The 26,462-nt window shown below is 48.1% G+C and carries 18 protein-coding genes and 1 tRNA gene; 16 read left to right on the top strand and 3 right to left on the bottom strand.

Going from position 1 to position 26,462, the window contains the following annotated elements:
* The first annotated feature begins 1 nt into the window (after position 1).
* Positions 2-2,302 carry an alpha-L-rhamnosidase C-terminal domain-containing protein gene (locus DWZ67_RS06520; RefSeq protein ID WP_070101232.1) on the top strand — a complete coding sequence of 767 codons (2,301 nt, stop codon included), beginning with the start codon at positions 2-4 and terminating at the stop codon, positions 2,300-2,302.
* A 246-nt stretch (positions 2,303-2,548) separates the two neighbouring features.
* Here the strand turns inward: DWZ67_RS06520 and DWZ67_RS06515 are convergent.
* A tRNA-Arg gene (locus DWZ67_RS06515) sits at positions 2,549-2,620 on the bottom strand.
* Positions 2,621-2,785: 165 nt separating this feature from the next.
* Here DWZ67_RS06515 and DWZ67_RS06505 point away from each other — a divergent pair.
* The 8 genes from DWZ67_RS06505 to DWZ67_RS06470 all read left to right on the top strand — a co-directional run bounded on the left by DWZ67_RS06505 (position 2,786) and on the right by DWZ67_RS06470 (position 16,015).
* Positions 2,786-4,633: a 2-oxoacid:acceptor oxidoreductase subunit alpha gene (locus DWZ67_RS06505; RefSeq protein ID WP_057256557.1), complete on the top strand. Its 1,848-nt coding sequence runs from the start codon at positions 2,786-2,788 to the stop codon at positions 4,631-4,633.
* Between the two features lie 99 nt (positions 4,634-4,732).
* Complete coding sequence (locus DWZ67_RS06500; protein WP_005834397.1) at positions 4,733-5,737, top strand: 2-oxoacid:ferredoxin oxidoreductase subunit beta; 1,005 nt, start codon at positions 4,733-4,735, stop codon at positions 5,735-5,737.
* 629 nt (positions 5,738-6,366) lie between these two features.
* Positions 6,367-9,747, top strand: coding sequence for a SusC/RagA family TonB-linked outer membrane protein (locus tag DWZ67_RS06495; RefSeq protein WP_369904476.1), 3,381 nt, complete (start codon positions 6,367-6,369; stop codon positions 9,745-9,747).
* Positions 9,748-9,778: 31 nt separating this feature from the next.
* Positions 9,779-11,461 (top strand): SusD/RagB family nutrient-binding outer membrane lipoprotein, encoded by a 1,683-nt coding sequence (locus DWZ67_RS06490; RefSeq protein ID WP_008662569.1) that lies wholly within the window; start codon positions 9,779-9,781, stop codon positions 11,459-11,461.
* 301 nt (positions 11,462-11,762) lie between these two features.
* The gene (locus tag DWZ67_RS06485) at positions 11,763-13,271 is read left to right on the top strand and encodes an amino acid adenylation domain-containing protein (protein WP_057098029.1); all 1,509 of its coding nucleotides are present in this window, start codon (positions 11,763-11,765) and stop codon (positions 13,269-13,271) included.
* Positions 13,272-13,279: 8 nt separating this feature from the next.
* Positions 13,280-13,522 (top strand): acyl carrier protein, encoded by a 243-nt coding sequence (locus tag DWZ67_RS06480; RefSeq protein WP_117703817.1) that lies wholly within the window; start codon positions 13,280-13,282, stop codon positions 13,520-13,522.
* 3 nt (positions 13,523-13,525) lie between these two features.
* Positions 13,526-14,914, top strand: coding sequence for an MBOAT family O-acyltransferase (locus tag DWZ67_RS06475; protein WP_120138413.1), 1,389 nt, complete (start codon positions 13,526-13,528; stop codon positions 14,912-14,914).
* 12 nt (positions 14,915-14,926) lie between these two features.
* Positions 14,927-16,015: a histidine kinase gene (locus DWZ67_RS06470; protein ID WP_120138411.1), complete on the top strand. Its 1,089-nt coding sequence runs from the start codon at positions 14,927-14,929 to the stop codon at positions 16,013-16,015.
* Here DWZ67_RS06470 and upp read toward each other — a convergent pair.
* Positions 15,958-16,617: a uracil phosphoribosyltransferase gene (upp, locus tag DWZ67_RS06465; protein WP_022400741.1), complete on the bottom strand. Its 660-nt coding sequence runs from the start codon at positions 16,615-16,617 to the stop codon at positions 15,958-15,960. The two genes, DWZ67_RS06470 and upp, sit on opposite strands and share 58 nt — an antisense overlap.
* A 384-nt stretch (positions 16,618-17,001) precedes the next feature.
* On the opposite strand from upp, the gene pckA reads away from it, so the two are divergent.
* On the top strand, positions 17,002-18,609 hold the full coding sequence (gene pckA / locus DWZ67_RS06460) for a phosphoenolpyruvate carboxykinase (ATP) (RefSeq protein ID WP_120138409.1): 1,608 nt from the start codon (positions 17,002-17,004) through the stop codon (positions 18,607-18,609).
* 137 nt (positions 18,610-18,746) lie between these two features.
* The gene (locus tag DWZ67_RS06455; RefSeq protein ID WP_035447189.1) at positions 18,747-19,394 is read left to right on the top strand and encodes a nitroreductase family protein; all 648 of its coding nucleotides are present in this window, start codon (positions 18,747-18,749) and stop codon (positions 19,392-19,394) included.
* Positions 19,395-19,484: 90 nt separating this feature from the next.
* On the opposite strand, the gene typA is transcribed toward DWZ67_RS06455, so the two are convergent.
* Positions 19,485-21,284 (bottom strand): translational GTPase TypA, encoded by a 1,800-nt coding sequence (gene typA / locus DWZ67_RS06450; RefSeq protein ID WP_005830735.1) that lies wholly within the window; start codon positions 21,282-21,284, stop codon positions 19,485-19,487.
* A gap of 158 nt (positions 21,285-21,442) precedes the next feature.
* Here typA and rpsO point away from each other — a divergent pair, with 158 nt between their 5' ends.
* The 5 genes from rpsO to DWZ67_RS06425 all read left to right on the top strand — a co-directional run bounded on the left by rpsO (position 21,443) and on the right by DWZ67_RS06425 (position 26,414).
* Complete coding sequence (gene rpsO / locus DWZ67_RS06445) at positions 21,443-21,712, top strand: 30S ribosomal protein S15 (protein ID WP_016272369.1); 270 nt, start codon at positions 21,443-21,445, stop codon at positions 21,710-21,712.
* Positions 21,713-21,804: 92 nt separating this feature from the next.
* Positions 21,805-22,692 (top strand): helix-turn-helix domain-containing protein, encoded by an 888-nt coding sequence (locus DWZ67_RS06440; RefSeq protein ID WP_120138542.1) that lies wholly within the window; start codon positions 21,805-21,807, stop codon positions 22,690-22,692.
* A gap of 13 nt (positions 22,693-22,705) precedes the next feature.
* On the top strand, positions 22,706-23,194 hold the full coding sequence (locus tag DWZ67_RS06435; RefSeq protein ID WP_005834391.1) for a DUF4251 domain-containing protein: 489 nt from the start codon (positions 22,706-22,708) through the stop codon (positions 23,192-23,194).
* Between the two features lie 143 nt (positions 23,195-23,337).
* Positions 23,338-25,662, top strand: coding sequence for an outer membrane beta-barrel family protein (locus tag DWZ67_RS06430; RefSeq protein WP_120138540.1), 2,325 nt, complete (start codon positions 23,338-23,340; stop codon positions 25,660-25,662).
* Between the two features lie 176 nt (positions 25,663-25,838).
* Positions 25,839-26,414 carry a helix-turn-helix domain-containing protein gene (locus tag DWZ67_RS06425; RefSeq protein WP_005830747.1) on the top strand — a complete coding sequence of 192 codons (576 nt, stop codon included), beginning with the start codon at positions 25,839-25,841 and terminating at the stop codon, positions 26,412-26,414.
* Positions 26,415-26,462: the final 48 nt, after the last annotated feature.

Here is a 26,462-nt window from a genome sequence, read left to right as displayed (position 1 = left end):
TATGAAGAAGAGTGTTTTCGTTTTATTTTCTCTTTGCCTGGCACTATCCTGCGACGCGTCTGTATGGCCGGCTGTATGGATTGGTTGCCACGCAGAAAAATCGGGCGCGGATCTGCGTGTCGCCTATTTCCGTAAAAGCGCGCAGTTAAACACGGTGCCCGACGCGCACCTGATACGCGTATCGGCAGACAATAGGTATAAACTCTTTGTCAATGGAGTACTTGTTTCTCTGGGACCGGCGCGCAGCGATCTCAGCAACTGGAATTACGAAACGGTGGATATCGCACCCTACCTTCGCCAAGGGAAAAACACCCTGGCAGCCGTAGTATGGAACTATGGAGAGAAGCGTCCGATGGCACAAATGGGAACCAACGAGATTGCCCTATTGGTATGTGCCGACGGAGCAGACCCGGTGTTCAACACCGATTGGAATTGGCAGGTGCTGACGGGCGAATCCTATTCATCGCTCGACGACTTTGTAGTGCCCGGCTACTATGCGGCCGACCGCGGTGAGCGGTTTGACGCCAACAACTACCCCTGGGGATGGCAAACAGAGCAAGAAGCCCCCGGATTCGATTGGAAGCAAGCCCGGAACCTGGATGCGGCAGCCGACAAGGGTACACGCGACCGTGGAGGCCGCCTCCTTGTGCCTCGCTCCATACCACAAATGGAGATGCGCGAGGTGTCGGCAGGCGATATCAACTTGCCACTGACCGTTGCTCCACATACAAGAACGTCGGTATTGATTGATCGCGACTCGCTCACCAATGCCTATCTCCACCTGACCACTTCAGGCGGCAAGGGGGCTAGTGTGGAAGTATGTTACGCCGAGGCACTGTTCAATCCCGATATGCCCGACATCTGGCATGCCACCAAACCACATCGCGATGAGACAACAGGCAAAGTTATGATGGGAGTGAAAGACCAGTTCCTGATGGATGGGGGTACGCATCGGCAGACGACTACACTTTGGTGGCGTACCTGGCGTTATCTGGAACTGACGGTGGAAACAGCCGACGAAGCATTAACTATCGAATGCCTGGGAGCCACCTTCACGGCCTATCCGCTAAAGAAGGAGAGTCACCTGCGCGCAGGTCGGGAACTGGAGCAAATGGAGAAGATAGGCTGGCGCACCGCCCGCCTCTGTGCCAACGAAACCTATATGGACTGCCCCTATTACGAACAGCTTCAATATTTTGGCGACGCCCGGATTCAGGCCATGCTCACCCTGTACAACACCCGCGACACACTCCTGCCCCGGCACGCCATCGAGCAGGGACGCATGTCGATGACCGCCGACGGGCTGACACAAAGCCGTTACCCTTCGGCCTCGCCACAGATGATATCCTCCTATTCGCTCAGTTGGATAGGTATGCTCTACGACTACTGGATGATGCGCGACGGACATCAGTGGCTCCGTCAATACCTGCCCGCCGCTCGTCACATCATAGGCTGCTACGAGGAATACTTGCGGACCGACAAGAGTCTGGCGCGTATGCCCCATTGGTTCTTTGCCGATTGGGCCATGGGTTTCGACTATGGAGAACCCAACTACGGTCAAGACGGCAGCTCGGCCTATCAAAATCTGGTGTTTGTTATGGCACTGCGCGAACAGGCCGCTATGGAAAAGGCTTTCGGCTTAGAAGTTTTGGGAAATTATTACCATGATTTAGCTCGTCAGATAACCGCCGCCATCAAAGTCAAATACTGGAACAGCGCGCGCGGATTGTTGGCCGATACTCCTGAACACGATGTTTATTCACAACACGTCAATGCCCTGGCCATACTGGCTGAGGTGCTTGAAGAACACGAAGCGCAAGAGGTGTGCCGCAAGATGCTTGATGATACTACACTCATCCAAGCCACTTTCTATTTCCGCTATTTCGTACAGCAAGCCATGGATAAGGTCGGCATGGCCAACCGCTTGCTCGATACCCTGCAGCCCTGGCGAGACCAGCTTGCCATCGGGCTCACCACCTGGGCAGAAAATCCCGAACCGTCGCGCTCCGACTGTCATGCCTGGAGTGCCCATCTCAATATCGAGTTCTATCGTATGTTGTTGGGCATTCACTCTGCCGCTCCGGGGTTTGCCAAAGTTCGTCTGACTCCTGCTCTTGGTCACCTGTCGGAGGCATCAGGCTCCATACCCCATCCGTTGGGTAGCATCTCTGTAGCATACCTAAAGACGGGCCAAACCTTGCATGCCCGGATTGTGCTTCCGGAAGGAGTCCACGCTACCCTTGAATGGAAAGGTCAATGCGTGGAAGTAGAACATTCGCAGGAGTTAGTTATAGCAGAATAAAAACTTATTTATGTTTTATCAAAATCTCAATACGTTCGAATGAAAAAAATACCAAGATAACTTCTGAGCGGATAGCTATAGGCTATTCGCTCATTTTTTACCGGACAGTAATGGATGATGAATTGGACCGAAAAAACCTCCGCTTTAAATGTAGCCATATCTTTATTTGTAGAACATCTTACTGCAAAAGTAGCCTTATTTTGCGGATTCTGCGGAAACTCCACACTATCTAAATCTGTTATTTTGTACCCCTGAGCAGAATCGAACTGCTATTTAACGTTTAGGAAACGCTTGTTCTATCCGTTGAACTACAAGGGCTTTTGCATAGATTCTGCATATTGCAGTAGATTGCGGATGCAAAGATAATGTATTCTGTCGATTTTCCGAAAAAAGTTTTGTTAATCCGATTAACTTTACGAAATTTGTCGGTCAGTGATAGAATACAGTAACCCCCAAAAATTAATCTATAGTAATTCGTAAGTTATGGCAAACGACATGATGGTCAAAGAACTGGAGCAAGTGGTAGTCCGCTTCTCCGGAGACTCCGGCGATGGTATGCAGCTCGCCGGCAACATCTTTTCAACAGTTTCGGCTACCGTGGGCAATGATATCAGTACATTCCCCGACTATCCGGCAGATATCCGCGCCCCGCAAGGCTCACTTACCGGTGTTTCCGGTTTTCAGGTACATATCGGTGCAGAGAAAGTCTATACCCCGGGTGACAAATGCGACGTATTGGTAGCGATGAACGCCGCCGCACTGAAAACCCAATATAAGTTTGCTAAATCCACTGCTTGCATCATCATCGATACAGATGCTTTCCAGAAGTCAGATTTGGAAAAGGCCGCTTTCAAGACCGATAATCCGATAGAGGAAATGGGTATTAAGCAGGATGTCATCGCCGCCCCCATCTCAAAGATGGTGAAAGACTGCCTTGCCGACACCGGAATGGACAACAAATCCATGCTGAAATGCCGCAATATGTTTGCAGTAGGCCTGGTATGCTGGCTGTTCAACCGCGACTTGAAGATAGCCGAAGATTTCATCCGCGAGAAATTCGCCAAAAAGCCCGAAATTGCCGAAGCAAACATCAAGGTCATCCATGCAGGATATGACTATGGACACAACACCCATGCTTCCGTAGCCCACACATATAAGATTGAAAGCAAAACCACCGTTCCCGGCAGATACATGGATATCACGGGGAACAAAGCGACTGCTTACGGTTTCATCGCCGCAGCTGAAAAGGCTGGCTTGAAGCTATTCCTCGGCTCCTATCCCATTACTCCGGCAACCGATGTACTGCACGAACTCTCCAAGCACAAGTCTCTGGGCGTGATGACCGTGCAGTGCGAAGACGAGATTTCCGGTTGCGCCACTTCTATCGGCGCCGCTTTTGCAGGTGCGCTGGCTGTGACCTCCACTTCCGGTCCCGGTGTCTGCCTGAAATCGGAAGCCATGAACCTGGCAGTCATTACAGAACTTCCGCTGGTTGTGCTCGACGTGCAACGTGGCGGTCCTTCTACCGGTCTGCCCACCAAGTCAGAGCAGACAGACTTGTTGCAGGCATTGTTCGGCCGCAACGGTGAAAGCCCAATGCCCGTCATTGCCGCCTCTTCACCCACAAGCTGTTTCGACGCAGCCTACATGGCAAGCAAAATTGCACTGGAGCATATGACCCCGGTCGTATTGCTGACCGACGGCTTTGTAGCCAATGGCTCCGGCGCCTGGAAGCTGCCCAAACTGGCAGACTATCCCGCCATCACCCCTCCCTACGTGACTTCCGAAATGAAGGACAACTATACTCCGTACAAACGCAATCCCGAAACAGGTGTCCGCTATTGGGCCATCCCCGGACAAGAAGGTTATATGCACATCCTCGGCGGTCTGGAGAAAGACAGCAATACCGGTGCCATCTCCACCGATCCCGAAAACCATGACTTGATGTGCCACCTGCGTGCCGAGAAGGTTGCCAAAATCCCCGTACCTGATGTAGAAGTGCAAGGCTGTGCAGACGATGCCGATTTGCTGATTGTCGGTTTCGGCGGCACATACGGCCACTTGTATTCGGCCATGGAAGAGATGAACAAGGCAGGCAAGAAGGTTGCCCTCGCCCACTTCACTTATCTGAATCCGCTCCCCAAGAACACGGAAACCGTTCTGAAGAAGTACAAGAAGGTGGTAGTTGCCGAACAGAATCTCGGACAATTTGCAGGTTATCTACGTATGAAGATAGACAACTTCACCCCGTACCAGTTCAACGAAGTCAAAGGACAACCGTTCGTCGTTGCCGAGCTGGTCGCAGCGTTCAATAAATTAATTGATAATTGACAGTTGACAATTGATAATAACCATGCGTAATATGCGGATTATCAATGACCAGCCACCAATTATCAACTATCAATTATCAACTATCAATTAAAAAAGATTATGTGCGAATATACAGCAAAAGACTATAAAAAAGGACAACCCCGTTGGTGTCCGGGTTGTGGTGACCACTTCTTTCTGGCTTCACTGCACAAAGCAATGGCAGAAATCGGCAAAGCTCCTTGGGAGAATGCCGTCATCTCAGGTATCGGCTGCTCCAGCCGTCTGCCCTATTACATGAATACGTATGCGATGCAGACCATCCACGGACGTGCTGCTGCCATCTCTACAGGTGCCAAGGTTGCCAATCCCAACCTGACGGTATGGCAAATCTCCGGCGACGGTGACGGTCTGGCCATCGGCGGTAATCACTTCATCCACGCCGTACGCCGTAACATCGACCTGAACATGATTCTGCTGAACAACCGCATCTACGGTCTGACCAAAGGTCAATATTCTCCGACCTCTCCACGTGGTTTCGTCAGCAAGTCGTCTCCCTATGGTACGGTAGAAGATCCATTCCACCCGGCAGAGCTTTGCTTCGGTGCCCGCGGCCGTTTCTTTGCCCGCGCGGTAGCTACCGATGCTCCGGGGACAGTGGAAATATTGAAGGCAGCCATGGCTCACAAAGGGGCTTCCGTTTGCGAGATTCTGCAAAACTGCGTTATCTTCAATAACGGTACGCATGACTCCGTAGCCAAAAAGGAAGACCGCGCCAAGAATGCTATCTACTTGAAACACGGCGAACCAATGCTCTTCGGCGAGAACAACGAATACGGACTGATGCAGGAAGGCTTTGGTCTAAAAGTCGTGAAACTCGGTGAGAACGGCATTACAGAGAAGGATATCCTCATCCACGATGCCCACTGCATGGACAACACCCTGCAACTGAAGCTTGCCCTGATGGAAGGTCCCGACTTCCCGATTGCACTCGGTGTTATCCGCGATGTGGAAGCTCCTACTTACGACGATGCTGTTCATGAACAAATCGAAGAGGTGTCTGCCAAGAAGAAGTATCACAACTTCGAGGAGTTATTGATGACGAATGATACGTGGGAAGTAAAATAAACCACTAAGATTTATTAATATCATGTTTGCACGAAACAAATAAGGTGCAAACATGATATTAATTTCCTAAAAGTAAGAGTACCTCCCTATCCTTTCTCTCCCAAACATAGATACTTATTACGCCAAACATGCAGTTCTTCCATCAAGAATAACTATATTTGCCACAGTAACCATAGTAGTCACATTTTGAAAGTGATTCTCTGATTTATACTGGCTTAATATCAATCTCACAAACCGCAGGCTGATAGCTCTTTCGTTCGAGTAATCCTTCCCGGATAAAGGTCAAAAACACTCCCACCCTGAAAAAAAATGCAACCACTGCAACTGCACCAGATTTTATTGTAGTGATAGAGCATACCTCCGATGAACAAGGCTACCAATAAGGGTCGACAACAAGACTGCAAGGGAAGAGAGGGAAATTGTGGAATACCTACTGTGGATTTTTTCCACATCTCCACACCACAAACACCCGAACTTCCCTTTTTCCCGATAGAAAATAAGCAATTGATTATCAACATTATTCATCCTTAAAAGGATAGTCTGCCTTTCGTTTGGCATACCTCTTGCTAAAATATCTGCCGAAAGGACGTAACATTTATAATAAGATAAATCAATTATTTTTCAGTAGTATGAAAATCAGGATGAGAAAACGGTGTGACATTCCACATTCAGCGTCGCACTTCCAAAAAAGTTTGATTATTGCAAGTTGGTTATTAACATTTCTTTTCACCGGAACAGCCTTTGCACAAGAGAACCGAACCATTACAGGCATTGTAAGAGATGTAACGGGAGAACCGCTTATCGGTGCCAGCGTCATACAGAAAGGCACCAACAACGGCGTCATTACCGATGTGGACGGCAACTTCACACTGACCGTTCCTGCAGATGCAACACTCTCTATCGCTTACATGGGCTATGCTACTCGGGAGATAAACCTGGCAAAACGAAAAAAGCAAGGCGACCTGAAGATTACACTCAGCGAAGATACCCAGCAACTGAAAGAAGTCGTAGTAACGGCAATGGGTATCAAAAAAGACACGAAACGTGTCGGCTATGCCATCAGTACCATCAGTGCAGACGAATTGGTAAAGGCAGGAGCACCCAACTTTGCCTCTGCCATGTACGGTAAAGCACCGGGAGTCCGCATCACACAGACACAAGGCGGTTCTGCCGGAGCTGTCTCCATCAACGTACGCGGACTGACTTCCATCACTGGAAATAACCAGCCACTCATCATTCTGGACGGTGTACCCATCCGCAACGGCGGCACGGGTAAAAGCACGGACTTCGCCGAATTTGGCAACGACGGACAAATCCGTTCCAATGGTCTGGTAGACATCAACCCAGAGGACATCGAGAGCCTCAGTATTCTGAAAGGAGCTTCCGCCACAGCTCTCTACGGCTCGGAGGCTGCAAACGGTGCGGTAGTCATCACTAGCAAGCGCACCAAAAGCGGCAAGCTGACGGTGGACTTCAATGCCCAAGTCATGGCAAACTTACCGGCTTATCTACCAAAAGTACAGACCGTATACGGGCCGGGAACCTACAACACCGCATACAGCGATTATGAGAAACAGACGGGAGGCTTCTATCAGAGAACCCTAAACGGACAAAGCTACAAAAGCCTCCGTTCCACCACCTTGTCCTTCGGCCCGAAATACGACGGCAGCGAGGTACTTTACTGGGACGGGAAGATGCGCCCCTACCAGGCACTGACCGACAACCCGTGGAAAGAGTTGTTTCGCACCGGCTGGACCCAGACTTACAATCTCGCCATCTCACAAGGGACGGAAACCACCAGCAACCGCTTCTCCTACACATTCATGGACGAGATTCCCAATGCCCTGACCGGAAGCTTCACCAAACACAACTTCAAGCTGACCGGTTCGTATCAACTGGCGAAACCGCTGAAACTGGAATACTCCCTTAACTACATCGTACAGAATGTAGAAGACCGCCCGCAAACCTCGCTCAACCTATACAGCGGTTTCGGCAACATGTTCTCCACCTTCCTGGACATTCCCTATCTGAAACAAAGTTACGTCACCAGTCTGGGATACCGTAATACCTTTGTCGGAGGAAACGCCACGCTGACTCCTGAGGAATCATGGGCCTACGACCCCAGTTACGCCACCGGAGTGAACAACATGCTGTGGAATATGTACCATCACCATAGCGACGAGACAGAGAACCGGCTCATCGGTATGATTCGCCCCACCTGGCAGATAACCAACTGGCTGAGTCTGCGCGCCCAGGTTTCAACTGATATCACAGATGTGAAGCAAACACTGAAATATGAAAGCGAACAACCCAATTCCCTATACGACCCCAACGGTAGCTTCCAGTCCATCAACCGCCGTTACGACATTGTCTATGGAGATGTTATGTTGAACTTCAACTATAATATCAACCGCTTCGACATTGCCGCCACCGTAGGCTGGACCGGACGCTACGAAAATATGAACAATATCAGGGTCTCCACCAATGGCGGGCTTGTCACGGAAAACTGGTTCGACCTCAATGCCAGCCGCTACACGCCAAGCAGTACCCTGCAACGTATGGAACTACTGAAAACCGGCTATATGGGTACACTGAGCCTGGGATGGGACAACTATCTATTCCTTGAACTGACCGGACGCCAGGAACGCTCGTCTACCCTAAAAGACCAAAGTTTTTTCTATCCTTCCGCCAATCTGAGTTTCCTCTTCACCCAAGCCTTCCACATGCCGTCATGGTGGAACTATGGAAAACTGCGCCTCTCATACGGTATCGTAGGAAATGCTCCTGAAACCTATACCGCCAATATCGTCTACGAGCAAGGTTCGGACAACGGATTCACCTGGAACACCATTCCCTCTTCATGGGGGAATGCAGATATCCGTCCGGAAAAGAAGTACGAATACGAGATAGGTCTGGAAAGCAAGTTCTTAAACAACCGGTTGGGTATAGATGTATCTTACTACAACAACCGTGTAAAGGACCAGATACTCTCCACGCCGCAACCTTCCACATCAGGCGTAAAGAATGTGTTGATGAATGTGGGCGAGGTAGCCAACCACGGCTGGGATATATCAATCAGTGCCACTCCCATACTGACCAGAGATTTCCGCTGGGACCTGACAGCCAACTATGGTGTATATAAGAACAAAGTAGTGAAACTGGCCGATGGAGTGCCCTATCTGGAAATACTCAACTCCGGAGGTAGTGGAATAAAAATACAAGCTGTGGAAGGCCAGCCAATGGGTGACATCTATGCGCAGGTTCCCCAGGTGAACGAAAACGGTGAGTACCTCGTTTCCGATAAAGGTCTTTACCTCAACCAAACCGAATTGCAGAAAGTCGGCAACATCAATCCGGCAGGCGTAGGAGGTCTATTCAACTCTTTCTCCTACAAGAATGTATTCCTCGATTTCAGTATCGACTTCCGCATCGGAGGAGATGTTATCAACGAAATGAACCAATATGCCACCGCAGTGGGTCTGACACCCGAATCCCTGAAGTACCGTGATACGGAACACGGCGGACTATCCTATTACTATCCGGGCGACAACAGTTCCAGCGGAATTCCGGTACAAGTAGACCCTTCCACGGGTGTCGGCCCCAACGGAGAGATAATCTACCACGACGGCATCATTCTTCCGGGTGTAGTGGCCTCCACTGGCGAAAGAAACACACGTATCATTCCGGCAGGCTATTACTACAACACCACCTATAATTGGGGAACGGAGGCCGAACAGCTGACATACCGCCATTCGGTATTCGACAATTCTTATGTCAAACTGCGTGAATTGACCATCGGCTACCAATTTCCCGAAAAGATGATCTCCAAACTGGGACTGGGCCGGCTGAGTGTGTCGGTCTTCGGACGTAATCTCTTCTACTTCTACAAAGCACTGAAAAACTACGATGCGGAGTCGTCCGTCGGAACATCCTGGGCCAACCAGGCTACCGTGGGAAGTTCTACCACAGCTACCCGCAGTTTCGGTGTTTCACTTCGTGCAAGTTTCTGACAAAACAACCATCCAAAAAACAAAAAAGAGTATGAAAAAGACAAAGATATTATCTCTTGTTTCATTGGGAGCATTCCTCCTGACAACATCAGGCTGTACGGATTATGACTTCGACAGCAAATACGAAGACCCCTCCAAAGTAACCCAAGTCACCATCAGTAATCTGATGGTAGGAGTCTTCCAAAAAGTAAAGGACTATGATGTTTACGAATACAACCGGTTCTTCGGATTCGATTCACAGTTTACGGGCAAGTATGCACAAACCTTCGGCTACTCCAACACTACGGATATGTATACCCCCGGCTATATACCCGCTATTGACGGACAGTGGGACAATGTGTATTCGGCACTGGCCCAGTTCCGTAAGCTGGAATCTCTCTACGAGGAAGAAAGCGCGGCAGAACAAGCCCAGGACGAGGCATTCTATCTTGCCGCCAAAGTACAGTTGTACGATTTCTTTGCCGCCACAGTGGACGTTTTCGGGGATATGCCTTTCTCGGAAGCTTGTACGCTGCCGCTTACCAACGATGTAGGTAAATCGTATGCTCATTATGACAAGGCCGAGGATATTTATAAAACCATTCTTGATGAGCTCAAAGAAATTGCTCCACGGTTCCGTTCCATCCCCACACCGAGGAACTTCAATACACAAGACTTTATCAACAACGGGGACATGGACAAATGGGAACGCTATGCAAACTCCTTGCGACTGCGCCTTGCCATGCGCGTAGCCGCGCAAGGAGACTTGCAGGCGGAAGGCCGTACCGCCATCAAGGAAATCCTGGAAAATCCGTCAGCCTATCCGTTGATAGAGGAACAAGAAAACAACATTCTCATTGTCAACCAGAAGTCTGGGCAACTGAACTTCACCGCAGGCCACGGACTGGGTGACTGGGTAACTAACCGACTTGCTTCGGGCGCCATCATCGACCGCATGCTGGGCCATGGCAACTATGATATGACCAGCAATGACCCACTGAGCGGCGTTTATGTGAAAGGAGAAGACGACCCGCGCATCCTGCTCAACTTCAATCCCGTGAAGATTACCAACCAAAACACCGGTCAATTGGACGAACACCGTTATCTGGGCACAGACCTTACCGTGGCAGATGAGCTGACGGAATATTACAACTCGCAGGCACAAGACGAAGTCAATACCAGCAACACCGGTTTCTCACAAATCACGCAGAAAGGTTTCTTTTGGGAAAACGATAAATTCGACATGCTGATAATGGCCTCACCCGAAATCCATTTCCTGAAAGCGGAATCCTATGAAATGGGGTATGGAGTGGCAAAGAATGAAGCAAAAGCGGAAGAAGAGTTCAAAAAGGCTGTCAGCCAGTCCATCACGCTTTACTACTATTACGACTCGGTAAGTACGGGTGAAAACGCACGCCGGTATAATGCCCCCACTGCCGAAGAAACAGCCTCTTTCGCTGCTGCCAAATGGAACAGCACGGAATATGCAGACAAGCTGGATGCTATCATTACCCAAAAGTGGCTGCATTTCGGTTTCCTAGCCAGTCGTGAGGCATGGAGTGATATCCGACGTACCGGCTATCCGTCCGGCCTGGCCTTCCCCGAAGTGGCCGGTACCATCACAAATGTGCCGAACCGCTGGAGATACCCGAATACGGAAGTCAACTACAATCCCTACTATAAAGAGGTGTCAGCCGAAGACACTTACTACCACAAACTGTTCTGGGCAAAATAAGGACTTTGTTCGCAAACCCATTTTGCCCGAAGAGTATATCATACTCACCACAGAATAACACGGATTAACACAGATTGCCTTAGGAGTTCTGATAATAAAGAGCTTTTAGCAGTGTTAATCCGTGTTATCCTGTGGTGAGTATGTATTTGCCCCCTCTGTTTCTTTTATTCCGAACAGTATCCCTCCTTTTTTAGAAATCTTAAGGATTTCCCGGTAGGGAGATTGCGGGAAACCACTGTCTTTAATGAACGACGGACAAACATCGCTTCCGCAAAAACTGAACTATAACATAACGGACTAAATGAAAAAGTATCCAAATGACTTGATTGGCGACATCATGAAAGCCTTCGGCAAATATGCCGACCGACCGGCATTCGTCATCGAAGACACGGCCTGCACTTATGGAGAGCTGGCAACTTGCGTACAGAAAATATCCTCCCTATTCAAGGACAGAGAAGACAAAATTATCGGCATCGTCGCAGAAAACAGACTGGAAACATACGCATCCATACTATCTGCACTGATTTGCGGAAAGACATACGTCATCCTCCATCCTTCCTACCCCAAACATAGGAACGACAGAATTGCCGACTCGGCAGGCATCCGCCTCGTGCTGCATACCGAGAATATCCATGTCTTGAACCTCGACACCCGGAATCTGGAACTGATATGTACCTCCGAAATAGAGCAGGCAGAGAACTCCGCCACGTTCCATGCCGCAGAAGACATCCTCCATACGGCAGAAGAGGAAAATGCCTACATCATCTTTACCTCCGGAAGCACAGGCGAACCCAAAGGAGTACCCATCTCCCGCCGTAACCTGAATGCTTTCTATACCGCCTATCACCGCCTCGACTGGCAACTGGACGAGAACGACCGGATGCTGCAGATGTTCGAACTCACTTTCGACGTTTCCATCGTATCCTTTCTATATCCGCTGACGCTGGGTGCTTGCATATACACCGTTTCTCCGGAAGGCGTGAAATACATCAACGTAATTGAAACTCTGGAAAAATACGACCTGACCTTCGCTGCCGTGGCCCCTTCACTGCTCCAGCTGCTACGTCCCTATTTTCCGGAGATACACCTCCCCGCACTTAGATATCTAGTGGTTACTGCCGAGGCTTCTGACGCGGAGCTGTTGGATGCTTTCAGAAAATGTGTCCCCAATGCCTCTTTCATAAACCTATACGGACCGACAGAGGGAACCATCTACTGCACTGCCTACCGGATACCCGTCACCTCCTGCAAGCATCACAACGGCATGACCGCTATCGGAAGGCCTTTCGAAGGCATCGATGCCCTAATTATGGATAACGACGGTCGCCCGCTGCCTACCGGAGAAACCGGCGAACTATGGATTAGCGGCAATCAAGTGATGGGTGGATACTGGAATGCTCCCGAAAAAAACGGGGAATGCCTCGTAGAGACCGCCAATGGAAAAGTATACTACAAGACGGGAGACCTCTGCCGGATGGATGCCGACGGTGACATCATCTATTGCGGACGAAAAGACTCACAGATAAAGATACAAGGATTTCGCATCGAGCTGAGCGAGATTGAACATGTGGCAAAAAACTTTTTCAACGGTGAATGCCGTGTAGTCGTCATTCCCAAATACGACAACGGCAATCAGTGCGAACTACATCTCGTCGTAGAGAAGAAACAGCTCGACAAACAGCAGATGGAGGAATATCTGTATAGCAGGCTTCCCTACTACATGATTCCCAAGCATATGCATTGCCTGGAACAGTTTCCGCTGAACACCAGTAGCAAAACAGACAGAAAGAAAATACAAGAACTAATTTAAACTTGACAATGGATACACAGACTATTTTGAATGAAATGAGCCTCATCTTTCGGGAGGTACTGAAAAGAGAGAACATTGTACTTGACAATGAGACCACCGCCCAGAATGTGGAAGGATGGGATTCACTGACCAACATGCAACTGATAAACAAGATAGAGAAGAAATTCAATGTACGCTTCACCTTCAGAGATATTGTAAAACTCAAAAACGTGGGAGACATCTGCCATGCCATTTTAACCAAAACCAACTAGGAAATGTCATTCATATCCCTGAACTTCGTCGTACTGTTTGCGTGTACTTTCATTCTATACCATACGCTTCCTTCACGATTCAGAAAAGCGACCTTACTGACAGCCAGCTGCCTCTTCATAGGCTTCTACCACCTCACTTTTCTGATAACGGCCCTCATCCTCACGCTTACCACCTTCTACCTTGGCAAATGGATAGGACAGACCAAGCGGGAAAGCAGCATGAAGGGAATTTATTTTTCAGGTGTGTGTTTTCTGGTCGTGAGCTGGTTGGCATTCCGGTATGCCGACCGGCTTACAGACTGCCACATCCTTTTTCCGCTGGGAATCTCTTTCTATACTTTCCAGGCCATTTCGTACCTGACAGAAATCTATTGGCAAGAAGAAGAACCGGAAAAGAGCCTGCCCGACTTCATGATATACATGCTCTTCTTCATGAAGTTCCTTTCCGGTCCCATAGAAAGGGCAGGTGACATGCTCCCCCAACTGAAGTCCTGCAAAGCTACGGACTATGCATCCATGGTCTACGGAATGAGACTGATTGTCGTGGGACTGATAAAGAAACTGATACTGGCCGACTCCATCGCCCCATACATAGACGGTGTCTTCGGGTCGGTATACACAGCCTCAGGCGTGCAATTGCTGATGGCATGCCTCCTATATCCGATAGAGCTGTATGCCGACTTCTCCGGATATACCGACATCGCATTGGGAGGAGCGCGCATGCTGGGATTCAAGCTCAGCCCAAACTTCAACCGGCCGTTCATTGCGCAGACCACTGCCGACTTCTGGCGCCGATGGCACATGTCGCTTTCATTCTGGGTACGCGACTATCTGTACCTCCCGTTGTCCTCGAGCCTGCGTGGATGGGGACAATGGGGCGTATTTCTAAGTCTGGCGCTGACCTTCACGGGACTGGGTATCTGGCATGGTGCCGGATGGAACTTTGCTGTCTACGGACTAATTCAAGGTGTCATCATCTTCTACGAGATGAAGACCACGACATTTCACCGCAGACTGAAAGCCCAATTGGGAAGCCGCTTATATGCCACACTATCCGTCATAAGGACCTACCTACTTTTTGCCGTATCTCTGATATTCTTCCGGGCGGGCTCCATGGCCGAAGCGTTCCACTACATCAGCCACCTCTCCTTCGATGTGCATTACAGCTGGAAGGAAATGAACATCGGAATGCCGGACCACAACAGCATTGTGGCAGGAAGCGCACTCGTACTGATATTGGTTTACGAATATTTCATGTCCAAGCATGATTTGCTGGAAGCCCTCGGACGACAGCCGGCAGCCGTAAGATGGAGTATCTATTATCTGCTCGCCATAATACTCTTCACACTGGGACAGTTCAACTCGGACAGCTTCATATATTTACAATTTTGACAATAAAGACACATGATGAAGAAAAACAGCGAACGGAACGCAGCCATACGTTTCATGAAAAAGCTATTTATCCTTTTTATCCCTTTTATAGCCCTACTGGCAGTCTATTTCCTGGACGACCCTTTCATGGTCCTGAAGAACTATGAACGATACGACCAAACCCCGGTTGTACTAAACGAAGGGCACGTGGGGTGGCAGATGTATCTGAACAACCGGGATACTATCCCCATCGACTCCTATATCATGGGAAACTCCTGCACTATGGCTTATCAATGCCATGAATGGGAAAAATACCTCCACGGTGGAAGAGCCGTACGGTTATTCGGAAATGCCGAAAGCCTTGCCGCCGTCTGCCTGAAGCTGAAGGCACTGGACAAGGCAGGTGCAACAATCAAGAACCTGCTGCTGATTATCGACAAGGAATCATTGCACAACGACCGCTGCCTGACCGGACATTCCAACATTCTGCCGCCCGCCATATCGGGAATAAGCAACTTCAAGTTCCAGAAGGAATTCTGCCAAGCCTTCTTCTACCCGAACTTTCTCTTCCCCTATCTGGACTACAAGCTGTTCCATACCTATCGCCCTTACATGAAAGGGGTTATAAACCCCTATGGCTCCACCCGAAACCCGGTAACCAATGACGTGTTAAATCCCAGAGAGAAAATGATAAAGGAAGAGGGAGATAAGTACTGGGAAAACCGGAAAGGAGAATTCACCAAAGAGAAAATGAAGAATTATAGAGACGGGAAATACCGGGAAGCCCCCCAAGTGCTCAGGGAAAAGCAAATCAATCTGTTGCAGGAAATAAAGTGGATTTGCCGGAAACATGATACCGATGTAAAAATCATTATCAGTCCCGACTACCTGCAAGTCAACATAAACCCTGCCGACGTAAAGACACTGAAGCGCTTCTTCGGAAAACGGAATGTATTTGATTTCACCGGTATCAACGAATACACGGAAGACATCCACAATTATTATGAACCGGGTCATTATAGGCCCGCACTTGGGAAAAGGCTGATGGAAAAGATATATGAACCTTATATCTTGTCACCGAACGCCAAATCTCCGGCATCTCCCAGCCCGGGAACGATATAGGAATGCTCGTTCATCTCCGGGTCGATTGCTGCACACCACAAGGTCACTTCATCTCCAGGGAACAGCTTTTCCAGATGCTCTACGCCCTGCCGGCTGGCTATGACACAAGCTATCTGCAACTTGGCCGGCATCCCCTTGGTGACGAAGGCCTTCCAGGCCAATTCCATACTTTCTCCCGTGGCAAGCATCGGGTCTACAATCAATAATGTCTTCTTGGACAAATCCGGAGTAGCGATGTATTCGATGTGTACATCCACCGTGCGGCATTCCTTATCCTTATAATAACGGTAAGCGGAAACAAAAGCGTTCCCGGCATGGTCGAACATATTCAAGAATCCAGTATGCAAGGGCAGCCCGGCACGGAAAACAGTGGCAATCACCACCTCGTCATCGGGTGTGCTGACCGGCGCCACTCCCAAGGGAGTCTGTACCTGCTTGACAGAATACGTCAGTTCCTTACTCATTTCATACGCCATTATCTCTCCAATGCGTTCAATATTACGGCGGAAACGCATACGGTCGCCCTGGACTGCTACATCACGAATTTCTGCCACGTATTGGTTCAAGACAGAATTTGTCTCGGCAAAGTTGATAACCTTCATAATTATAAATGTGCTAATGTGCAAATATGCTAATGTGCAAATGTGGTGTACGTAATGCCGCATGGCAATTAGCACATTGGCATATCAGCACATTAGCACATTAAAATTTGCTGCAAAGTAAACGAATTTCACTCAATTTGCAACATTCAGTTAGCAGATATTGTTATGGTTTTATAAAAGATTTCCTATTAGAGAAAAATTTCTCTAATAGAGCTTTTCTTTAAAAAGAAAGTATTACTTTTGTAGGCGAAAAACAAGGGACCTGCTGAAAAGCAGGAAAAAAAGAGCTTTTCTACACCCGTTTTCCCTTGTAAATCAAAGGTAAAAAGAGATTAAGGAAAGAGATTATAAACCAAATACCAACATTTTAAATCATTAAAAGAAATGGCAAATTTAGATTTAAGCAAGTACGGTATCCAAGACGTGAAGGAAATTATCCACAACCCGTCTTACGATGTACTGTTCGCAGAAGAAACCAAACCAGGTTTGGAAGGTTTTGAAAAAGGTCAGGTAACTGAACTGGGTGCTGTAAATGTAATGACAGGTATCTATACCGGTCGTTCTCCTAAAGATAAATTCTTCGTAATGAATGAAGCCAGCAAGGATTCTGTATGGTGGACTTCTGAAGAATACAAAAACGACAACAAACCTTGCTCTGAAGAAGCTTGGGCTGACTTGAAAGCTAAAGCTGTTAAGCAGCTGAGCGGCAAGCGTCTGTTTGTTGTTGATACCTTCTGTGGTGCCAACCCCGCTACTCGTATGAAAGTACGTTTCATCATGGAAGTGGCATGGCAGGCTCACTTCGTAACTAACATGTTCATCCGCCCGACTGCTGAAGAACTGGCTAACTACGGAGAACCCGATTTCGTATCATTCAACGCTTCTAAGGCAAAAGTTGACAACTACAAGGAACTGGGTCTGAACTCTGAAACAGCTACTGTATTCAACTTGAAGACCAACGAACAGGTTATCTTGAACACTTGGTACGGCGGTGAAATGAAGAAGGGTATGTTCTCTATCATGAACTACAAGAACCCGTTGCGTGGTATCGCTTCTATGCACTGCTCTGCCAACACTAACATGGAAGGCACTGACTCTGCTATCTTCTTCGGTCTGTCTGGTACAGGTAAGACTACTTTGTCAACTGACCCGAAACGTCTGTTGATCGGTGACGATGAACACGGATGGGATGACGAAGGTGTATTCAACTACGAAGGTGGTTGCTACGCTAAGGTTATCAACTTGGATAAAGAAAGCGAACCCGATATCTACGCTGCCATCAAGCGTGACGCTCTGTTGGAGAATGTTACAGTAGCTGCTGACGGTAAGATTGACTTCGCTGACAAGAGCGTAACAGAAAACACTCGTGTTTCTTATCCTATCTACCACATCAATAACATTGTTAAACCGGTTTCTAAGGGTCCTCACGCTCACCAGGTAATCTTCTTGTCTGCTGACGCATTCGGTGTATTACCTCCGGTATCTATCCTGAACCCTGAACAAGCTCAGTACTACTTCTTGTCTGGCTTTACTGCTAAGTTGGCTGGTACAGAACGTGGCATCACTGAACCGACTCCGACATTCTCTGCTTGCTTCGGTGCTGCTTTCTTGAGCTTGCATCCTACTAAATATGCAGAAGAATTGGTTAAGAAGATGAACAAGGTTGGTGCTAAGGCATACTTGGTTAACACTGGTTGGAACGGTAGCGGCAAACGTATCTCTATCAAAGATACTCGTGGTATCATCGACGCTATCCTCGACGGTTCTATCGACAAGGCTCCGACGAAGGTTATTCCTTTCTTCGACTTCGTGGTTCCTACTGAATTGCCTAATGTAGATCCGAAGATTCTTGATCCTCGCGATACTTACGAATGCACTTGCCAATGGGAAGAAAAAGCAAAAGACCTGGCTGGCCGCTTCATCAAGAACTTCGCTAAGTTCACTGGCAACGAAGCAGGTAAGGCTCTGGTTGCTGCTGGTCCGAAGCTCTAATCTGACAATAAAGTTAGAAACATATGGAAAAGGTATCTCCTCCGGGAGATGCCTTTTTTCTTTTTTAATATCTCTATCTCATTGATAATCCGAAAGTTTTAGTAGTTTTGCAGAAACCATTATTCAAATAAAGCAATATGAAAAGTATCAAATTGATGTTGGCAGGCGCAAGTTTGTTGCTGCTCTGCAGTTGCAGCGCCCAAACCCAGAAAGAGACCCAAGTTGCCAATGCAAATGAAAGCAAAGAGAATGCGGTGATTGAAACCATCATGTCACGCCGCAGCATCCGCCAGTACAAACCGCAAGCCGTGAATCGCGACACCATGCAGATTATCCTGGATTGCGGTATCAATGCACCCAACGGACAGAACAAGCAATCGTGGGAAGTGCGTGTAGTGGATAACCCGGATTTCATCAACGGCATCACGGAAATCTACAAGAAGGAAAATCCCAAAGCCGCCGAAGACCCGAAATTCAAGAACATGTTTCGCAACGCTTCTACAGTAGTATTTATTGCCAATGACCCGTCTTATGACCTTTCGCAGATTGACTGCGGACTGCTGGGTGAGAATATGATTCTATCAGCCTGGTCCATGGGAATCGGTTCTTGCTGCTTGGGCGGTCCCACGCGCTTCATGACCTCTACTCCGGCTGCTGCCGAATACCTGAAGAAACTGGATATTCCGGAAGGCTATCAGCTACTTTACTGTATCGCTTTCGGCTATCCGGACGAAACGCCCACTGCCAAACCCCGTAATGCGGCAAAGGTAAAATTCATCGATTGACTTTCGTTTGAATGACGACAATAAAAAGGAGTGCCTCACCTTTCGGCGGGGCACTCCTTTCATATATAACAACTAAAACTCTTCTGTTTATCAGTTCTTGTTTGCGCGTTTACGCTCAAGCTCATCGAGGATAACCTTACGCATACGCATTGATTTAGGAGTAACTTCCACATATTCATCCTCCTTGATGTACTCCAGTGCCTCCTCAAGAGAGAACTGTACGGGAGGAATCAGACGTGCCTTGTCATCCGAACCACTGGCACGCATATTGGTAAGCTTCTTGGACTTCGTTACATTAATCACCAAGTCGTTGTCATGGGAATGCTCGCCCACTACCTGGCCTGCATAAACCTCTTCCTGCGGGAAAATGAAGAATTTGCCGCGGTCCTGCAACTTGTCAATGGCATAGGCAAAAGCCGTACCGGACTCCATGGCAATCATAGAACCGTTGGTACGCCGTTCAATCTCACCCTTATACGGTTGATATTCCTTAAAACGGTGTGCCATGATAGCCTCGCCGGCAGAAGCGGTCAACACGTTGGTACGCAGACCGATGATACCGCGCGACGGCATGTCGAACTCAAGATTTACACGTTCGCCGGCACTTTCCATCTTTACCATTTCACCTTTACGACGGGTCACCATATCAATCATCTTGCTGGCATATTCTTCGGGAACATTGATGGTCAGCTCTTCGATAGGTTCGCATTTCACGCCGTCAATCTCCTTAAAGATTACCTGCGGTTGCCCTACCTGCAACTCATACCCTTCACGACGCATGGTCTCAATCAGTACGGAAAGATGAAGCACGCCACGGCCGGAAACAATCCACTTGCCGTCTTCCTCGCTCTTGCGCACGCGAAGTGCAAGATTCTTATCCAACTCCTTCATCAAACGGTCGTGGATGTGGCGGGAAGTAACAAACTTACCTTCCTTACCGAAGAACGGAGAGTCATTAATGGTGAAGAGCATACTCATCGTAGGTTCATCAATGGCAATAGGCGGCAACGCTTCCGGATTTTCGTAATCGCAGACCGTATCTCCGATTTCGAATCCTTCGATACCTACCAACGCACAGATGTCACCGGAAGACACTTCCTGCACCTTTACACGGCCCATACCTTCGAATGTATGCAATTCCTTGATTTTTGATTTCACGATACTCCCGTCACGCTTTGCCAAAGACACATTCATGCCTTCTTTCAATATGCCACGGTGTACGCGGCCCACAGCAATACGCCCGGTATACGAAGAATAATCCAGCGAAGTAACCAGCATTTGCGGTGTACCCTCCAACTGTTCGGGGGCAGGAATATTCTCCAAGATACAGTCCAGAAGCGGATAAATGTTATCAGTCGGCTGCTGCCAGTCGGTACTCATCCAATTATTCTTGGCAGAACCGTAGATAACGGGGAAATCCAGCTGGTCCTCGGTTGCATTCAGGCTGAACATCAAGTCGAACACCATCTCGTACACTTCTTCGGGACGGCAATTTGGCTTATCCACCTTATTCACAACAACGATAGGTTTCAGACCAATCTGCAGAGCTTTCTGCAATACAAACCGTGTCTGCGGCATAGGACCTTCGAAAGCATCCACAAGCAGAATGCATCCATCCGCCATATTCAATACACGTTCCACTTCACCTCCGAAGTCACTGTGTCCCGGAGTATCAATAATGTTAATCTTGGTGTCTTTGTAGTTGATAGAAACGTTCTTTGAGAGAATCGTTATACCTCGTTCACGCTCCAGGTCATTGTTATCCAACATTAATTCACCTGTGCTCTGGTTGCTGCGGAAAAGGTTTCCGGCCAAAAGCATCTTGTCAACGAGCGTCGTTTTCCCATGGTCCACATGGGCAATAATTGCAATGTTTCTAATCTTTTGCATATAATACCTATTATTTTCAGGCGACAAAGTTAGTGATTTTGGATTAGATATGCAGTATAGATATGATTTTTTTGCTGAATATCATTGTGATATAAAAGTTTATCCCTATCTTTGCAGCCCCGAAAGGGAATATTTATAATAACTTTTAATTAAACATTATGTATTTAGACGCTGCTAAAAAGCAAGAAATCTTCGGCAAATACGGAAAGTCTAACACTGATACTGGCTCAGCTGAGGCTCAGATAGCTTTGTTTTCCTACCGTATTGCTCATCTGACTGAGCACCTTAAGCTCAACAGAAAGGATTATAGTACAGAAAGAGCTTTGACTATGTTGGTAGGTAAACGCCGTGCATTGCTGACTTACCTGAAGGATCGCGACATCACCAGATATCGTGCTATTGTCAAAGAACTCGGCTTGCGTAAGTAATCTACTTGCGGCAAAACCATTAAAAAAGGAAGTTTTCCAAAAGGAAACTTCCTTTTTTGTTTATAATCCGATTTATACGTAATTTTGTATCCATGAAAAGGAAAGTATCAGCAGCAAATCTTTCGATAGCAATCACTTTTCTATTGGTACTGCTATCATTCGGCTTCGGTTATCGCAGCTATTCGCAGGCAGAACAACGTGTGGTCTCTGACCTGAATCAAGCGCTGCAACGCACTGTATTGCAGCACAAGGGATTATGGTTGAATGCAGATACCATCCAAACCTATGCCAAGTTGCAAGAAGTGATGGGCACTCCCGTTTCCGTAAGCGGTTTCCACAGAGCCTTTACCGAAGCATTGTCCATCACCGGATTGAAAGATGTTTCTACCCTTTCGCTACATATACTGAAAAAGAATGCTCCCGCCACCGTATTCAATGAGATTCCTGCCGGATGTCTTGCCAGCGACACATTAGTATGGCTCTCCACCACAGCCGATGCATCTGGGCTGACACTTTCTTTCCGGGGATATGCCCGCTGCTCAGCTGCCATGCTGTTCAGCTTATCCAAGCAGACAATTCCGGCAACATTGCTATTGGCCACCCTGCTCTGGGGAGGATTCACTTTCTTCTATTTCCACCGGCACACAAAGACTAATGCCAGTAACGGGCAGCAACAAGAAAACTTCATTACCTTCGGCAACCTTTCGCTTTCCCTCCAGGAAGCCTGCTTCTATAACGAACAGCAGGAAAAGCTAAAACTCACCCCCATGCAGTACACACTGATGGAGATGTTCTACCTTTCTTCCTCACACCTACTTTTCAAATCCGACATCTGCCAATCGCTATGGCCGGGAAAAGACAATGCAGACGAAACGCTTTACACATTGATACGGCGTCTGAAGCCCATTGTCGAGGACAACAGCAACCTCAGAATAACAACAGATCGTGGCCGCGCCTACGGACTGGAAATAAAAACCTAAACATTATAGAATCATGAAGACTAACAAACTTATCCTATTAGGGCTAATCTGCCTAACTGTCGCAATGCCGACAACCGCCCAAAACCGTAACGAAAAGAAAGCGCGCACTGAACGTGCTGTAAAAGAAGCTATTGCTGCTAAACAATACAAAATCAACGTAGATCGGATGCAACCGATGAGAGGCGGTAGCCGTAACCTGACCACCAACTATACACTGGAAATCAGAAACGACTCCGTTTTCTCTTACCTGCCTTACTTTGGAGTGGCCTACAATGCTCCGTATGGAGGAGGCAAGAGCCTGAATTTCAATGCATCCATCACCGGATACACAACCAGAGCACTCAAAAAAGGCAAAATCCAAATAGACTTCAAGACCCGTAGTGATGAAGACAATTATGAGTACCGCCTCACCATCTTTCCCGATGGTTCTACCAGTATCCATGTGCAACCCATGAACAAACAGTCCATCTCGTTCACCGGAGAGATGGATACAGAAAAGTAATCATCTTCCCCCTTTAAAAGGACAAAAGAAAGTATTGTCAGTCTATTGTCAGGCAAATGTCAGACAACTATCCGCTTTTTATTTCTTCCATCCCGGCAGAAAGCGGATACCTTCGTGTCCCGAAATCAAACAACAACCGGAACATGAAACAGATAATATGTATTCTTGCCCTGCTCCTAATGAGCGTCACGACAACAAAAGCACAAACCAGCCCGGCAACACCCTCCATCCGAGGTAAAATTCTCACAGAGGAAAAGCAACCGATAGAGTTTGCCAACATCGCCCTCCTTTCCGAAGATTCCACCTTCATACAAGGAACGTGTAGCCGAAGCGACGGTAGTTTTGAACTTCTCCCTCCCGCTCCCGGAAACTATCTACTACAAATTTCTTCCATCGGTTACAAAACCCTTTGCCAGCCTTGCCCCACCGGGAGTACCCACAACTGGATATTGCAAACCGATGCCGTGCTACTTGCGGAAACCGTCATCACCGCCGCCCGCCCCGTTTTCCGACTAAAGGGCGGAAAGTTGGAGACAAGCGTACGGCAAACCCTGCTCGCATCCTTGAATGATGCCAACGACGTATTGAAACATATCCCCGGACTACGCTCCTCTGATGAGGGGTATACCGTTTTTGGCAAAGGGACACCGGTCATCTATATAGACAACCGCCTTCTGCAAGACAACTCCGAGCTGCAACGCCTCTCTGCCGCCGATATTGAAAAAGTGGAGCTCATCACCAACCCGGGTGCAGAGTACGATGCTACCGTTAAAGCCGTTGTACGCATACGCACCGTACGTAACAAAAGAGACAGTTTTGGCGGTAATTTCCGTGCAGGAATCACCCAACGGAGACGCAGCAGCCATTACGGACAAGTCAATCTGAATTATCAGAAGAAAGGACTGTCCCTGCTGGGCATGCTGTACACCAATTATGAAAACAGAAAACGCCACCAGGAGGTTCGCTACCAGATACCGTCCGAAATACAATGGGATGTAAATAACCGGGTTCACTTATATAATAAGGGACTACTTGCCGGAGGAAAAGCAAGCGCCAGTTACGACTTCACCCCCCAACACAGCCTCGGTGCCTCCTATGAGTTTCATCGTACCCCCGATTATCACAGCAGTGACCATTCGGCATATACCGTCCGGGCAAATGAAGAATTGGCCGATCACACCATACATTCCTCCCAAAACTTGCAGCAAACCAACCGGCACCAGCTGAATGCCTACTATCAGGGCAGCATAAAGCAACTCCACATAAACTTCAACACCGACCTGGTATACGGAAAAAGTTATAATCACCAGGAGGCTAAAGAAGAAAGCCAGACCGAAGGCAATCGCGACATCAGCTCTTTCAACCACGCCGACAACCGCCTTTATGCCGCCAAGTTGATTCTGACCCATCCCCTTTGGAAAGGTGAACTGAAGACCGGTGCCGATTACACCTTCATCCGGCGAAATGACAATTTCCTGAACCGGCAGCACATACTTCCCGATACAGACAGTCGAATCGACGAAAGCAAGTCCGCCGTCTTTGCCGAATACTCACTGACATTAGGAAAAATCAGCCTTCTTGCAGGACTGCGCTTCGAGCATGCCGTCTCCGACTATTGGGAGCAGGAAAAGTACGTGTCCGGTCAAAGTCGTACTTACAATGACTGGTGCCCCAACCTATCGGTAGACTTTCCTCTCGGCAAAGCCCAAGCCAATCTCAGCTATACAGCCAAAAGCAACCGCCCCAGCTTCTTCCAGCTACGTAGCACACTGAGTTATAACAACCGTTTCATCTACGAAGGCGGAAACCCACTGCTCACCCCCGAAACCAACCACGACCTGCAGTTCACGGCCCTTTACAAGTGGGTACAATTCGGACTTAACTACCAATACCGCCGCAATGCCATTGCCTTCATGACCAAAGAATACGAGGACAATCCGGATGTTGTCATCTTCACTACCGGAAATTTCAAACGGATGCAGTATCTCACCGCCTCTGCCCATCTGTCACCCACCGTCGGCATCTGGAAACCGGAGCTCGGCATCTACTTCGCCCAACCGTTCTTCAAAGTCACCAATCAAGGCAGTAGCAAGAATATGAACCGCGGCAGCATTTACCTCTTTCTGCAAAACAGTCTCCAGCTTCCGGACGAGTGGACTCTCTCCCTTGATGCCGACTACCAGAGCGAAGGCAACTTCGGCGCCATGCTGCAACGTTCCTATTGGGGCATAAACGCCGGCATCCGCAAAACATTCTTCAACAAAAGGCTGACGCTCGGACTGCAAGCCAATGACCTGTGGAATTCTCGGTATGGCTCCTTCATGCTGTTCGGTCCCCGGCTGACCTATACGAAAAAGGCAAACCCGGACTCGCGCAGCTTCTCCCTGAACCTAAGCTATCGTTTCAATGCAGCAGGCAAAGCGTACAAAGGAAAGCACGTATCGGAACAAGACTTGAAGCGGCTATAAACAGAACTTTGGGGAAGAAAGAGAAACAGAACAGAAGAATATTATACAAATAAGCCGACCACCGGAGATATTTCAGCAATATTTTCCCTCAGAATGTTGCATCAAGTAAAAGTTTCTCTTATTTTTGCGGTTTAACAGCTATAAATTATAACCTTTAGACAGAAAATACTATCATTATGGATACCAGCAAAATTGTAGGAGAAAAAATAAAATCACTCCGTGAAAGCCAATCCATCAGTATGGAAGAACTGGCACAGCGTTCGGGACTTGCTATCGAACAGATTGAACGTATAGAAAACAATATTGACCTTCCGTCACTGGCTCCCCTCATCAAAATAGCGCGTGTACTGGGTGTACGTTTGGGGACTTTTCTTGACGACCAAGATGAGAACGGTCCCGTAGTCTGCCGTAAGGACGAATCGCAGAACAGCATCAGTTTCTCCAACAATGCCATCCACAGCCGCAAGCATATGGAGTATCATTCACTCTCCAAATCCAAAGCCGACCGCCATATGGAGCCGTTTATCATTGATGTGGCCGCTACGGACGACAGTGACTTTGTACTCTCCTCACACGAAGGCGAAGAATTCATCATGGTGATGGAAGGGACCATGGAAATCAGTTACGGCAAAAATACCTACCTGCTCGAAGAAGGTGACAGCATCTATTACGATTCCATCGTTCCGCACCACGTACACGCCTATGAAGGGCAGGCAGCCAAGATACTTGCAGTAGTTTATACACCAATTTAAATTAATGGAAAATTAAAAGGTGAAAATGGAAAATGATAAATACTTTCT

The organism is Bacteroides sp. AF34-31BH (genome assembly GCF_003602795.1).
In the GTDB taxonomy this organism is placed as follows: Bacteria; Bacteroidota; Bacteroidia; order Bacteroidales; family Bacteroidaceae; genus Bacteroides; species Bacteroides uniformis.
The sequence above is the reverse complement of the archived record's forward strand: the minus strand, read 5'-3'. Positions and strand labels throughout refer to the sequence as shown.